Source organism: Mesorhizobium sp. WSM4817 (assembly GCF_055811135.1).
Map to the genome: position 1 here is coordinate 144,105 of NZ_JBVVQQ010000014.1, position 13,615 is coordinate 157,719.

At 62.7% G+C, this 13,615-nt stretch carries 9 protein-coding genes and 1 pseudogene; 6 read left to right on the plus strand and 4 right to left on the minus strand.

The window, feature by feature from the left end; genetic code table 11:
• Positions 1-55: 55 nt before the first annotated feature.
• Positions 56-3,103: an Rne/Rng family ribonuclease gene (locus AC0L2K_RS20160; RefSeq protein ID WP_473532120.1), complete on the minus strand. Its 3,048-nt coding sequence runs from the start codon at positions 3,101-3,103 to the stop codon at positions 56-58.
• Between the two features lie 687 nt (positions 3,104-3,790).
• Between AC0L2K_RS20160 and AC0L2K_RS20165 the strand changes: the two genes are divergently transcribed.
• The 6 genes from AC0L2K_RS20165 to AC0L2K_RS20190 all read left to right on the plus strand — a co-directional run bounded on the left by AC0L2K_RS20165 (position 3,791) and on the right by AC0L2K_RS20190 (position 11,263).
• A complete protein-coding gene (locus tag AC0L2K_RS20165; RefSeq protein WP_473479079.1) occupies positions 3,791-5,068 on the plus strand; it encodes an N-acetylmuramoyl-L-alanine amidase in 1,278 nt (425 codons plus the stop codon).
• Positions 5,069-5,280: 212 nt separating this feature from the next.
• On the plus strand, positions 5,281-7,737 hold the full coding sequence (locus tag AC0L2K_RS20170; protein ID WP_473532121.1) for a penicillin-binding protein 1A: 2,457 nt from the start codon (positions 5,281-5,283) through the stop codon (positions 7,735-7,737).
• A gap of 141 nt (positions 7,738-7,878) precedes the next feature.
• Positions 7,879-9,010, plus strand: a protein-coding gene (gene prfB, locus AC0L2K_RS20175; protein WP_473532122.1) for a peptide chain release factor 2 whose coding sequence is annotated in 2 segments (ribosomal slippage) — positions 7,879-7,944 and positions 7,946-9,010 — 1,131 coding nt in all. Because the reading frame shifts where the segments join, the coding sequence is not laid out codon by codon here.
• Positions 9,011-9,452: 442 nt separating this feature from the next.
• Positions 9,453-9,839: a hypothetical protein gene (locus tag AC0L2K_RS20180; RefSeq protein ID WP_128168528.1), complete on the plus strand. Its 387-nt coding sequence runs from the start codon at positions 9,453-9,455 to the stop codon at positions 9,837-9,839.
• Between the two features lie 204 nt (positions 9,840-10,043).
• Complete coding sequence (locus AC0L2K_RS20185; RefSeq protein ID WP_473532123.1) at positions 10,044-10,412, plus strand: GFA family protein; 369 nt, start codon at positions 10,044-10,046, stop codon at positions 10,410-10,412.
• 200 nt (positions 10,413-10,612) lie between these two features.
• Positions 10,613-11,263: a YiaD family glycine zipper/OmpA-like lipoprotein gene (locus AC0L2K_RS20190; protein ID WP_031254560.1), complete on the plus strand. Its 651-nt coding sequence runs from the start codon at positions 10,613-10,615 to the stop codon at positions 11,261-11,263.
• A 107-nt stretch (positions 11,264-11,370) separates the two neighbouring features.
• Here AC0L2K_RS20190 and AC0L2K_RS20195 read toward each other — a convergent pair whose 3' ends face one another.
• The 3 genes and pseudogenes from AC0L2K_RS20195 to AC0L2K_RS20205 form a co-directional block, all read right to left on the minus strand.
• Positions 11,371-11,676, minus strand: coding sequence for a hypothetical protein (locus tag AC0L2K_RS20195; protein WP_473532124.1), 306 nt, complete (start codon positions 11,674-11,676; stop codon positions 11,371-11,373).
• Positions 11,642-13,078 (minus strand): DEAD/DEAH box helicase, encoded by a 1,437-nt coding sequence (locus AC0L2K_RS20200; RefSeq protein ID WP_473532149.1) that lies wholly within the window; start codon positions 13,076-13,078, stop codon positions 11,642-11,644. Before AC0L2K_RS20200 ends, AC0L2K_RS20195 begins: the two co-directional genes overlap by 35 nt.
• A 220-nt stretch (positions 13,079-13,298) precedes the next feature.
• Positions 13,299-13,615 (minus strand): annotated as a pseudogene (locus AC0L2K_RS20205) (hypothetical protein); the annotation flags it as partial.

Below are 13,615 nucleotides of genomic sequence, written 5' to 3' on the forward strand. Positions count from 1 at the left end.
ACAGGACAGCGCGGGATTTTTTTATTCAAAAGATCAGGCTAAACTACCGAAAAGTTTAGAAAAAGCCTTTCCGCTGCCACCAGCCGGCACGCTTCGGCTTCTCCTCGGTCTTTTCCTCTTCGGCAACAGTCGAGGACACGATCGGCTCAACCGGAGCATCGACCGGTATGGGCTTGCGTCGCGATGGGCGGACCTTCGGTTTCTCGTCGACGGCGGCCACGGCTGTTTCCTCCGAAACAGCTGCGGGAGCCTCGGCAGAAATTTCCGGCTCGGCTACCGGCGTCTCGGCAACGACGTCCGCCGCAGCCTTCTTCGGCTTGGCGGCGCGGCGCGGCTTCTTCGGCTTTTCGGCGCGTGGCATGTCGTCATTGGCCGGAGCAAGGTCCACAGGCTCTTCGACCGGCGTGGCTTCGACCGGCGTTGCTGCTGCCGGTTCGCCGGAGACGGCCTCCAAGACCTCGGGACGGTCAGCCGACTCGGCAGTGCCTGCATCGACCTCGCCTTCGCCGTCTTCACGGCGATTGCGCTTGCCGCCGCGCTTGCCGCGCCGACGCTTCTTGCCCAGACCTTCATCAGGCTCCGGACCTTCATCAGGCTCCCGACCTTCAGGCTCTTGCCCCTCATCCGACGCTTCCACCGCCTCGGTGACGCCGACCTGGTCCTCGTGGTCTGCTTCGGCGCCTTCATCGCTTGCGGCTTCGGAGACGCCATCGGCAGCGGCCGAGATGGACGCGCCTTCCACGGGGGCGCCATGCTCGCGGTCGCGATCCTTGCCGCCGCGCCGTCTGCGGCGCTTGCGGCGCTTGCGGTCGCGGCCTTCGCCATCCTCGCTGGGCCTTGGCTGCTGCGGCTGCTGCGCCTGGCGCGGTTGTTCCGCCGGTGCAACGACCTCGTCTTCCTCCTCCTCGATGACGATTTCGTCGGCGGGCTCTTCCGGCTCGACATAGGCGGGCAAGGTCCGCACCTCGACGAAGCCTTCAGGCTTTTCGGCCAGCGCGCCGCGGAAGATCGCATAGTGCTGGGCGCCGACCGTGTCGTCGGCCTCGACGGTGATGGTCAGGCCGAAGCGGTTTTCGAGCTCCACCAGCGTGCCGCGCTTGTGGTTGAGCACATAGAGCGCGGTCGCCGCCGGCGTCCGCACCGTGATGTGGCTGCGCGAATCCTTGAGCAGGAATTCCTCGATCGCCCGCACCACCATCAGCGCGACGGACGAATCGGACCGCACATGGCCGGTGCCGCCGCAATGCGGGCAAGGCTTCATCGTCGATTCCAGCACGCTGGCACGGATGCGCTGGCGCGACATCTCCATCAGGCCGAAATGCGAGATGCGGCCGACCTGGATGCGGGCGCGATCGTTCTTGAGGTGATCCTTCAGCCGCTTCTCGACGGAGCGGTTGTTGCGGTTCTCCTCCATGTCGATGAAGTCGATGACGATCAGGCCGGCGAGATCGCGCAGCCTCAGCTGCCGTGCGACCTCCTCGGCCGCTTCCAGATTGGTGTGAAGCGCTGTGTCCTCGATCGAGTGCTCCTTGGTGGAGCGGCCCGAATTGACGTCGATGGCGACCAGCGCTTCGGTCTGGTTGATGATGATGTAGCCGCCGCTCTTCAGCGTCACCTGCGGCTGCAGCATGCGGTCGAGCTGCGCCTCGATGCCGTTGCGCACGAAGATCGGCGTCGTGTCGCGGAACGGCTGCACGACCTTGGCGTGGCTCGGCATCAGCATGCGCATGAAATCCTTGGCCTCGCGATAGCCCTCTTCGCCGGAGACCAGGATCTCGTCGATGTCCTTGTTGTAGAGGTCGCGCACCGAGCGCTTGATCAGGCTGCCTTCCTCGTAGACGAGGGCAGGGGCCGTCGACTGCAGCGTCAGGTTGCGGACGTTTTCCCAAAGCCGCATCAGATATTCGTAGTCGCGCTTGATCTCGGCCTTGGTGCGGCTTTCGCCGGCCGTGCGCAGGATGACGCCCATGCCCTGCGGCACTTCGAGATCGGCGACGACCTCCTTCAGCCGCTTGCGGTCCTGTGCGTTGGTGATCTTGCGCGAGATGCCGCCGCCGCGCGCCGTGTTCGGCATCAGCACCGAATAGCGGCCGGCAAGCGACAGGTAGGTGGTGAGCGCCGCGCCCTTGTTGCCGCGCTCTTCCTTGACGACCTGCACCAGAAGGATCTGCCGGCGCTTGATCACTTCCTGGATCTTGTACTGGCGGCGCACCGGCTTGCGGCGGTTGCGCGCTTCTTCCAGCGCATCCTCGGCGCCGACCGATTCGACCTCATGGTCATCCGAATGCGATGACTGCACCTCTTCCAGCATGCCGCGATCATTGTCGGTGGAGGTGGCTTCGCCGGCCGCCTCAGCCTGCGGCACGGCTTCGGAAATCACATCCGATTCGATGCTGGCGGCGATGGAGTTCGGACTGCCTTCGGAAGGCCCAGTTTCGTCACCGCCAGTTTCGTCACGGCCATGGCCCGTCTCGTCACGGCTCGTCTCATCAGGACTTGCCTCGCTATGACTGGCGACATCCTCGCCATGTTCCGAAGCAGCGGACGGCGTGTCGACGTTTTCTGAGGCATCGACGTTCTGCGCGACCGCATCCTCGCCGTGTTCGCCGCCCTCATTGGAGCCGCTGTCGTTGGACCCGCTGTCATTGGACCCGCTGTCATTGGAATCGCCAGAAGCGTCCGAATCGGCCGCACCTGCATCACGCTTGTGTTCGCCTCGGTCGCGGCTCTTGCCGCCGCGGCGGCGTCCGCGCCGGCCGCGATCGCGGTTCTGGCGATCGTCGCCATCGCCGTCCTCATCGTCCTCGTCTTCAGCCTCCTGCGCTTCCGCGCGCAACAGCGCCTGACGGTCGGCGACCGGAATCTGGTAGTAGTCGGGATGAATTTCACTGAAGGCGAGGAAACCGTGACGGTTGCCGCCGTATTCGACAAAGGCTGCCTGAAGCGAGGGTTCGACGCGGGTTACGCGGGCGAGGTAGATATTTCCTTTGAGCTGCTTCTTGTCCTGGGATTCAAAGTCGAATTCTTCAATACGGTTACCGCGAACGACGACAACTCGTGTTTCCTCCGGGTGGGAGGCGTCTATCAGCATTTTGTTGGGCATTATTTCGTTTCCCCCCGGCAGCCGTCAGCCGCAGCTTGCGAGGCAAAGCCCGCCGCTGTGAGTGTGGATGAACATGGGTACCGGGCAATTGAATGTCCGCCGGCCGCTGCCTGAGCGCCATGGCGGTGCCGCCCGCAGCCATAATGGCGCGGTTTGCTGCGGACCTTTCCATGATTGCGCTTGAAGCCATCGTAACCAGCAGAACCTTTTTGAACCAAAGCCCGGGAAAACCGGACCAGCTTGTTTGCTCGTACAGAGCCGGCGCGGGACAATCCCGGCCGTTTTCCTCACGCAGGCGCTTCCCCCGCCACGGGCTTACACCTGCGAAATTCGTCGCGATCACCTGTTGCCTTTTCGCCTGACGCGAAAGGAGCCGTCGTTCATCTCACCTGTAGCAGGAAGCTGCGGAGAAGGACGGTTCCAGGATTGCAGTGATCCACCATCGCTTTTATGATTTGGCGGGTTGGAAGGCAACCCCGATTTCCGATGCCGGCAAAATGCAGTTCCGCAACGGAAGCACGGCTTTAAGCTTTGCGTGAAAAGGCTTGGTTAACCTTCTCTGGTTACCAACCGTTAATCGAGTTCGCGGCCTGACCGGCGTTTCGACAAGACGACGACACTCCGACAAGCAAGATTGGCCGACAACAGGATCGGGCGCCTCACGCCAAACCGGAGCGACTGGAAGAGATGGCACTGGCAGTCTTCACGCACATGAGTGGTCGCGCCGGAGGCATTTTTTTCTACGCCGCCCGCTTCCACGCCGCTTGTCTGCTGTTGCTGGTTGTCGCTTGCCTGGCTCTTTCGCCAGTTTCCTTTGCCGCCGACGCGCCGCTGGCAGTGACGAGCTACAAAATGGCCGGTGACGCCACCAAGATGCGCATCGTCATGAATTTCGATCGTGAGCCCGACGTCAAATGGTTCCTGCTGCGCGGCCCCCACCGTCTGGTCGTCGACCTACCAAGCACGAGATTCGCCATCAAATCCAAGGACGTGAAGGCGCGCGGCCTGGTCAGGAGCGTGCGCTACGGCGATCTCGGCGAGGGGGTGTCGCGGCTGATTCTCACCGGCAAGGGCCCGTTCGCCGTCGACAGGTTCGACGTGCTCAAGAACGATGACGGCAACGGCTACCGCATCGCCATCGACATGTCGGCGGCGTCCGTGCGGGAGTTCGACGCCGCTCTTGCCAATCAGGCGTTGACCACCGGCTCGACGGTCTCCTCCGACAAGGGCGGCAGGGTCGGCACCGGCCCGGTCTCCAATCCAGGCCATCGCTTCACCGTCGTCATCGATCCAGGCCATGGCGGCATCGACGGCGGCGCCGAGGGCATGAACGGCACCGTCGAGAAAAACGTCACGCTCGCTTTCGCCACCGAATTGCGGGACAAACTCGCCGCAGTCGGCAAATACGACGTGTTCTTGACGCGCGAGACGGACCAATTCCTGCGGCTGGACGACCGCGTGCGCATTGCCCGCCAGCACGAGGCCGACCTGCTCATTTCGATCCACGCCGACACCATCAGGGTCAAGGGCCTTCGCGGCGCAACCGTCTACACCGTCTCCGACAAGGCTTCCGATCCCGAAGCGCAGGCGCTCGCCGACCGTGAAAACCTTTCCGACCAATTCGCCGGCATGGAAATCAAGGACGACAACAAGGAAGTAACCGACATCCTGATCGACCTGATTCGCCGCGAGACGCACAGTTTCTCGATGAGTTTTGCCCAAACGCTGGTCGGCCAGCTTTCCACCAGTGTCGGCCTCATCAACAATCCGCAGCGTTCGGCCAGCTTCAAGGTGTTGAAGGCGCCGGATGTTCCCTCCGTGCTGGTCGAACTCGGCTATCTGTCGAATGCCAAGGACGAGGCACAACTGCTCAGCGCCGATTGGCGCAGCAAGGCGGCCCAGAGCATAACCAATGCCATCGCCCTGTTCGCTTCAGCCAAGGCCGGAGCCGGAACCGGAGGCTGAGATGCCAGCCCTCGCCACAACCAGAGGCAGCGTTGCACGACGACAACACTTTGCACTTATATTTTCGCCATTCGAAGCCGAAATTCCAGGCTGCCGCATTTTGCCCACATGGTGGCGACATGGATTTTCGATTACCGGTCGGGATCGTCTCGAAAGCTTGCGCGAAAGGCGGCTTCGTTTAGGCAATTCCCGAACCAAGGACTGGAGCGGGCATGATTCGTCTCATTGGCTATTTCTTCGGCATCGGCACCGCGCTGGCCCTTTTGGTCGCGGCCGGGGTGGCGATCTATATCAGCCATTTGTCGAAGGATTTGCCCGATTACGAGGTCCTGGCCAAGTATGAACCGCCGGTGACGACCCGCATCCATGCGTCCGACGGTGCGCTGATGGCCGAATATGCGCGCGAGCGGCGCCTGTATTTGCCGATCCAGGCGGTGCCGGATCGTGTCAAGGCGGCCTTCCTGTCTGCCGAGGACAAAAACTTCTACAATCACCCCGGCATCGATATGACCGGCCTTGGCCGCGCAGTCATGGTCAATCTGCAGAATGCTGGCTCGGGCAAGCGCCAGGTCGGCGCCTCGACGATCACCCAGCAGGTGGCGAAAAACTTCCTGTTGTCCTCGGACCAGACCTACGAGCGCAAGATCAAGGAGATGATCCTCGCCTTCCGCATCGAGCAGGCCTATTCGAAGGACCGCATCCTCGAGCTCTACCTTAACGAGATTTTCTTCGGGCTTGGCGCCTATGGCGTCGCCGGCGCAGCACTCACCTATTTCGACAAGGCGGTGAATGAACTCACCGTGGCGGAGGCAGCCTATCTGGCGGCTTTGCCGAAAGGCCCCTCCAACTATCACCCATTCAAATATGCCGACCGCGCCATCGAGCGCCGCAACTGGGTGATCGACCAGATGGTCGGCAACGGCTACGTCACGCAAGAGGAAGGCGCCAAGGCCAAGGCCGAGCCGCTCGGCGTCAAGCCACGCCGCTCCGGCACCTATCTGTTCGCCGGCGAATATTTCACCGAGGAGGTGCGTCGCCAGATCAGCGCGCGCTACGGCGAGAATGCCCTCTACGAGGGCGGCCTGTCCGTCCGTACGACGCTCGATCCCAAGATGCAGCTCATCGCCCGCAAAGCCATGCAGAACGGCCTGATGAAGTTCGATACGCTGCGCGGCTATCGCGGGCCGGTGAAGACCATCGACGTATCCGGCGACTGGGGCGTGCCTTTGAGCGAAGTCAAGGGACTGGACGACGTGCCCGAATGGTCGCTCGCCGTCGTGCTCGACAGCTCGGAGAGCGGCCTGTCGATCGGCCTTCGGCCGACCCGGCAGATCTCGGGCGAACTCGTCAAGGATCGCATCGAAGGCACCGTCAGCCGCGAGGACATGAGTTTCGCCATGCGTCATGTGGTCGGCGGCAAGACCGTCAAGGCCAAATCGCCGGCGGACGTGCTGAAGCCTGGCGACGTCATCTTCGTGCAGAAGAAAGAAGATACGGATGGGGCCTATATCTTGCGCCAGGCCCCCGAAGTGGAGGGCGGCCTGATCGCCATGGATCCGCATACCGGGCGCGTTCTGGCCATGGTCGGCGGGTTCTCCTATTCGCTATCCGAATTCAACCGTACCACGCAGGCCATGCGGCAGCCGGGTTCGTCGTTCAAGCCGATCGTCTATGCGGCCGCTCTCGACAATGGCTATACGCCGGCTTCGGTGATCATGGATGGCCCGATCACCATCAAGAGCGGCAACACGACCTGGACGCCGAAAAACTACGATGGAAGGACTGCGGGCCCGGCGACCTTGCGGTCCGGCATCGAGAGGTCGCGCAATCTGATGACTGTGCGCCTGGCCAACGACATGGGCATGAAGCTGGTCGCCGAATATGCCGAGCGCTTCGGCGTCTATGATCGACTGGCGCCGTATCTGCCGATGGCGCTGGGGTCGGGCGAGACGACCGTGATGCGCATGGTATCGGCTTATTCGATCATGGCAAACGGCGGCAAGTCGATCAAGCCGACGCTGATCGACCGGATCCAGGACCGCTACGGCAAGACGGTCTACAGGCAGGACGAACGCGGCTGCAAAAATTGCAATGCGGCTGAATGGCAGAACCAGCCTGAGCCGGAACTGGTCGACAATTCCGAGCAGGTGCTCGATCCGATGACCGCCTATCAGATCACTTCGATGATGGAGGGCGTCGTCGAGCGCGGTACCGGCGCTACCGTTGCCGAACTCGGCCGCCACATCGCCGGCAAGACTGGAACGACAAACGATGAGAAGGATACCTGGTTCATCGGCTATACGCCCAACCTCGTTGTCGGCCTTTATATGGGCTATGATCAGCCCAAAGGTCTTGGCAAGGGCGCGACCGGCGGCGGCCTTGCTGCGCCGATCTTCAAGGACTTCATGCGCGTGGCGCTGGATGGCACGCCCAATATCGATTTCCAGATTCCCGAAGGCATGAAGCTGATCGCCATCAATCGCAAAACCGGCATGCGGGCCAACCCGGACGACGCCGGCGCCTTTATCGAAGCCTTCAAGCCGGGCACCGGCCCCGCCGACAGCTATTGGGTGATCGGCATGGGTGAGGACGGCTCCAACGCCTCCGGCGGCGCGCTGTCGCCACAGGCCAACCAAGCCATCCAGTCCGGCGGCGGCGGGCTGTACTGACATAGGATAGGGTATTTGGGCCGGTTTTCGAGCCGGCCCATTTCGCTTTACAGGCGGCGGTGCCGTCCCTATGTATCGCGCCAACCCAAGCTCTGCTTAAGCGACAGGGCACCATTTCAGCACAGGACAGAACGGCCAGCCATGCGCGCGGAAACGCAGAATATTGTCGACGAAATCAAGCAGGCGATAACCCTGCTGAGGAGGCATCTTTGACTGGGATCAAGCCATAAAGCGGCTTGAATACCTGAATGTGCGTGCCGAGGATTCGAGCCTCTGGAACGAACCGCTGGAGGCGCAGAAGCTGATGCGTGAGCGCCAGGGCCTCGAGGAAGGCATCGCCGCAGTCAAAGGCCTCACCCAGGCGCTGGAAGACAATATCGGCTTGATCGAGCTTGGCGAGGAAGAAGGGGATGAGGGCGTCGTCGCCGAGGCGGAAGCGGCGATCCGCTCGATGCGCGGCGAAGCAAAGGCCCGCCAGATCGAGACGCTGCTTTCCGGCGAGGCCGACGCCAACGACAGCTATCTCGAAATCCATGCCGGCGCCGGCGGCACCGAAAGCCAGGACTGGGCCTCGATGCTCCTGCGCATGTACACGCGTTGGGCCGAGCGGCGCCGCTTCAAGGTCGAGGTGCTGGAAGTGCATGACGGCGAAGAGGCCGGCATCAAGTCCGCCACGCTGCTGATCAAGGGCCACAACGCCTATGGTTGGCTGAAGACGGAATCCGGCGTTCACCGTCTCGTGCGTATTTCGCCCTATGACAGCAATGCGCGCCGTCACACCTCCTTCGCCAGCGTCTGGGTCTATCCCGTGATCGACGATACGATCGAGATCGACGTTTCCGAATCGGATGTCCGCATCGACACCTATCGTTCGTCCGGATCGGGCGGCCAGCACGTCAACACCACCGATTCAGCGGTCCGCATCACCCATCTCGCCACCGGCATCGCGGTCGCCTGCCAGGCTGAGCGCTCCCAGCACAAGAACAAGGCGAAGGCCTGGGAGATGCTGCGTTCGCGGCTCTACGAGGAAGAACTGAAGAAGCGCGAGGCGGTGGCCAACGCCACCGAAGCGTCGAAAAGCGATATCGGCTGGGGCCATCAGATCCGCTCCTACGTTCTGCAGCCCTATCAGTTGGTGAAGGATCTGCGCACGGGCGTCGAGAGCACAAGCCCGTCGAGCGTGCTGGACGGCGACCTCGACGATTTCATGGAGGCCTCGCTATCGCAGCGCATCGAGGGCGGCGCCGGCGAAGTGGTGGCCGATATCGACTGAAGCTTCTAAGCCCCAAGCAGCAGGAACATCACGCTAGAGTAACAGGCTCTTCACTGTAATTGAGCGGGTGCTTTATCGCTCTGTTTTTTCATCGAATTTTCGACAATTACTTCTACCTCCGGGTTCATTGTTGCAGGCCTGCCGTCGCCTGGCCCGGAACCACTGCGAGTTCAATCTCGTTATCCGCGCGATCCCACTGCCGGGGTTGATGAGTCACTCTCGTCAGCCCCGGCAGGCTGGTTCCGGCTGCAGATGCGGCGCTCGATTGCACAGCAATTTCTTGCGCCAGCAAAGGAATCAGGCCAGCATCCGAACGTTGGGGGAAAAAGCATTTATGGCCGGACGCGGCGTATCTGCGACCTGACGAGCCGGCCACTGGGAAGATACGTTCCAAGAACGGGCAAGCGAAACGCTTGATAACTCGGTGATAGGAATTGCGCCCATGCCTGCTTCCACAACCCGACTGGCCTCTGCCGTCAAGACGGCGCGCCGCCTCCTGAATTCGATCAATGCGGTGGTGGTTCTGACGGCCGCCACCATTGTATTTGCAGCGCCGGCTTTGGCGCACGACGCCACGCCGACTGCAGCGAAGCCGCAAGGCTGGAGTTACCCATTCTCCTGTTGTTCCGGCTACGATTGCCGCGCGGTCTCGCAGACGTCGATCAGCGAGCGTCCGGAGGGCTATGTCATCAAGGGAACAGGCGAGGTCGTGGGCTACAGCGATGCACGGATCAAGAATTCGCCCGACGGCGAATATCACTGGTGTTCGGTCGCCGGCGCCAATGACGGAAAGACCATCTGCCTGTTCGTGCCACCGTCGTCGTTTTGATGCATGTCGCCCAAAAGCTTGCTCCGAGGGCCATGGCCTGACCCGAGGCTGCGTAGCGGTTTTGGGATACGACATGAATCAAAAAGAGTGAAGCGCGCCACGCGTCCGACGCAGGTAAGCCGAGTCTGCTGACAGACGGTTGTCAACGGCGCCTCTTTATGTTGCCTTACCGCGCTGGCGCGAAGCAATCGCGAGGGAGGAGTCATGACCATAAAGGCAAGCTGCCACTGCAGGGCGACAACGTTCGAGGTTTCGGAAGCGCCGCTAACCGTGACGCAATGCACCTGCTCCTTCTGCTCGAAACGCGGCTCGTTGTGGGCCTATTACGTCCCGTCGCAATTCAAGCTCACCAGCCCGCTCAAGAATGTCTCTTTCTATCAATGGGGCTCGCAAACGGTAAAACATGGTTTCTGCGCCACCTGCGGCTGCGGCACCTTCACCGAAACGCCGGACTGGTCGACCGGCAAGCCGGATTTCGACAATCCGAAAATCAGCGTGAATTCTCGCCTGTTCGACGATTTCGACCTCGATCAGGTCGAGGTCGTCGTCATCGACGGCAAGAATCTCTGGTAGCCGACAGTCTCTGCCAGCCGATCGGAATTGCGCAAATAGCGGCGGTTGAATTGACCGGGAAAAGCCGTGGCCAGCCGCTTTTCCCCTTCCATTTTTCGCCGCAATTCATGTTACAAGCAAAGAGCGACGTGCGTGCACTTGGACGCACAAGGGATGCGGCGCCCCACTGGTGGGACCGCGGACTGGAGAGGGACTACCTGATGAAAAAGACTGTGCTCGTCGCAGTGGCGACGGCTGTGCTCGTGAGTGCCTGCACCACCACCGATCCGTATACCGGACAACAGAAAGTTTCCAACACTGCGGCCGGCGCCGGCATCGGCGCGCTGGCGGGTGCGGGGCTCGGCCTGCTCGCCGGCGGCAACGATCGCCGCAATGCGCTGATCGGCGCTGGCGTCGGCGCTCTCGCTGGCGGCGCCATCGGCGCCACGATGGACCAGAACGAGGCCGAACTGCGCCGGCAGCTTCAGGGTTCCGGCGTCAGCGTCACCCGCAGCGGCGACCAGATCATCCTCAACATGCCGTCCGACATCACCTTCAACGTCGACCAGGACGCGGTGAAGCCCGGCTTCTATCAAGTGCTGAATTCGGTCGCGCTTGTGCTGAACAAGTTCCGCCAGACCACCGTCGACGTGTTCGGCCACACCGACTCGACCGGTGGCGACGAACACAATTTCGACCTGTCGCAGCGCCGCGCGCTGGCGGTCGCCAATTATCTGTCCGGGCAGGGGGTCGATACCCGCCGCTTCGCCGTCACCGGCTTCGGCAAGACGCGTCCGATCGCCTCCAACGCGTCGGCCGCCGGCCGCGCCCAGAACCGCCGCGTCGAGATCCAGCTCTCACCGCTCACCTGAGCAAGACACGCAAGAAGACGGCTTTGCACATGAAAACGGCCCCGCAAGGGGCCGTTTTTGCTGGTCTTTGAGAATTTCTGCTGTGATCAGCCCAATTTCTGCTGTGATCAGCCCTTGGCGACGATGCGCATGAACGCGGGCATGTCGTCACCGAATCCGACGGTCCCATCGTTGTCTTCCTGGCGATGGCGGGCCGGGCGATTGCCGTCGCGCTGCGGCCTGGTGTCGCCACGTTCCGGCGCGCGCTGTTCGTTGCGATGGCGATCGGGCGAAGCCTTGCGATCGGGGGAAGATTGGCGTTCGGGTGAAGCTTGGCGTTCGGGTGAAGTGTGGCGCTCGGTGTTTTCCGAGCGGATCGCTTCCTTGCGCGCGCGCCGCTCACCGGCATCGGCGACCGGGGGCTCGGCTGCCACCGGCTGTTCCTCGCGCGCCGCATCCGGTGCTGCAGCTTCCCTTTGCTTGGCGTGGCGTTCGCGTGGCCTGCGTTCGCCCCTCTCCTTGCCATCGTCCTTGCGGCCGGGGGGGGGGGGGGGGGCGCCGCCCCCGCGGGGGGGGGGGGGGGGGGGGGGGGGGCGGGGGGCCCCCCCTCCCCTCCCCTGGGGCTGGGGGGCGGGGGGGGGGGGGCCCCCCGCGGCCACGGCGGGGAGCATCGTCGTCCCCGCTCTCGCTCGCGACGACTGTCGACAGATCTCCGTCATGCCACTCGATCTTGTTGCCGATCAGCCGTTCGATCGCCTCGATGTATTTGGTGTCGGACTTGGTGGCGATGGTGAAGGATTTGCCCGAGCGGCCGGCGCGGCCGGTGCGGCCGATGCGATGGACATAGTCCTCGGCATGGATCGGCACGTCGTAATTGAAGACGTGGCTGACGTCGGGGATGTCGAGGCCGCGCGCCGCGACGTCCGACGCAACGAGGTAGCGCAGTTTGCCGTCACGGAAATTGGCCAGCATCTGCATGCGCGCGCGCTGGTCCATGTCACCATGCAGCGCGCCGGCGTCGAAATCATGTTTCAGCAGCGAGCGGAAAAGCTCCGAGACCTCGATCTTGCGGTTGCAGAAGATGATGGCGTTCTTCAGTTCCGCATCCTCGGCCTTTATCAGATTGCGCAGGGTCTCGCGCTTGTCCCAGGGTTTCGAGCCGGATTTCACCAGCCGCTGGATGATGTTGGTCGCGGCGGACGCCGCCTTCGAAACCTCGACGCGCACCGGCGCGTGCAGGAATTTCTCGGTGAGCTTGGTGATCTCAGGCGGCATCGTCGCCGAGAAGAACAGCGTCTGCCGCGTGAACGGGATCATCTCGCAGATGCGCTCGATGTCGGGAATGAAGCCCATGTCGAGCATGCGGTCGGCCTCATCGATGACCAGGATCTCGACGCCGTTGAGCAGAAGCTTTCCGCGCTCGCGATGATCGAGCAGGCGGCCTGGCGTCGCGATCAGCACGTCGGCGCCGCGCTCCAGCTTCTTGTCCTGCTCGTCGAAGGATACGCCGCCGATCAGCAGCGCGATGTTGAGCTTGTGGTTCTTGCCGTATCTGATGAAGTTCTCTTCAACCTGCGCGGCAAGCTCGCGCGTTGGCTCAAGGATCAGCGTGCGTGGCATGCGCGCGCGCGCCCGGCCTTTTTCGAGGCGGGTCAGCATCGGCAGCACGAACGAGGCCGTCTTGCCGGTGCCGGTCTGGGCGATGCCCAAAATATCCTTGCCGAGCAAGGCGTGCGGAATGGCGCCGGCCTGGATCGGTGTCGGTTCGGTGTAACCGGCATCGGTAACTGCGGAAAGGACCTTCGGCGACAGGCCGAGGTCTGCGAAGGTCAACACGTCTTGAGCGATCTGGGTGTCTGAGGACAAGTTTGGCTGTCTTTGGCTGGTTCGGGGGCGCAACGCAAGCGGTCGCGGCAAGCGCCGCGCGCCTGCAAGATTGGCATTGCAGGTAGGCGCAAGCCCACGATTTGTCAACACAAACAGGCGGGGGACGGCACGATTGTGAAGTCGTAACCTTAATCGCGATGCTTAATCGATCTGCTGTCGCTGCGCCGGCTCAATAGCGGAACTGTTCGGCGAGAATGCGCTCGTTCCACGAGTGGCTCGGATCGAACAGCAGCGTCGCTGTTACCGTAGGCGATTCCTGCACCGTAACCGAGGTTACGGCCTTCACCTCGGTGTGGTCGGCGGCGGCGTTCACCGGCCGCTTTTCCGCCTCCAGAATGTCGAAACGAACGGTCGACTTGTTGGAGAGCAGCGCGGCGCGCCCCCCGGGCGGGCGGGGCGGCCGGGCCCGGGGGCGCGCCCCCCCCCGCCCGGGGGGCGGGCGGGGAGGGGCGGGGGCCGGCCCGGTGGTGGGCGGGGGGGTTTTAA

What these genes read in the sequence shown, in the direction of transcription:
- AC0L2K_RS20160 (WP_473532120.1), bottom strand. Translation starts at nt 3,103, where the DNA reads ATGCCCAACAAAATGCTGATAGACGCCTCCCACCCGGAGGAAACACGA.
- AC0L2K_RS20165 (WP_473479079.1), top strand. Translation starts at nt 3,791, where the DNA reads ATGGCACTGGCAGTCTTCACGCACATGAGTGGTCGCGCCGGAGGCATT.
- AC0L2K_RS20170 (WP_473532121.1), top strand. Translation starts at nt 5,281, where the DNA reads ATGATTCGTCTCATTGGCTATTTCTTCGGCATCGGCACCGCGCTGGCC.
- AC0L2K_RS20180 (WP_128168528.1), top strand. Translation starts at nt 9,453, where the DNA reads ATGCCTGCTTCCACAACCCGACTGGCCTCTGCCGTCAAGACGGCGCGC.
- AC0L2K_RS20185 (WP_473532123.1), top strand. Translation starts at nt 10,044, where the DNA reads ATGACCATAAAGGCAAGCTGCCACTGCAGGGCGACAACGTTCGAGGTT.
- AC0L2K_RS20190 (WP_031254560.1), top strand. Translation starts at nt 10,613, where the DNA reads ATGAAAAAGACTGTGCTCGTCGCAGTGGCGACGGCTGTGCTCGTGAGT.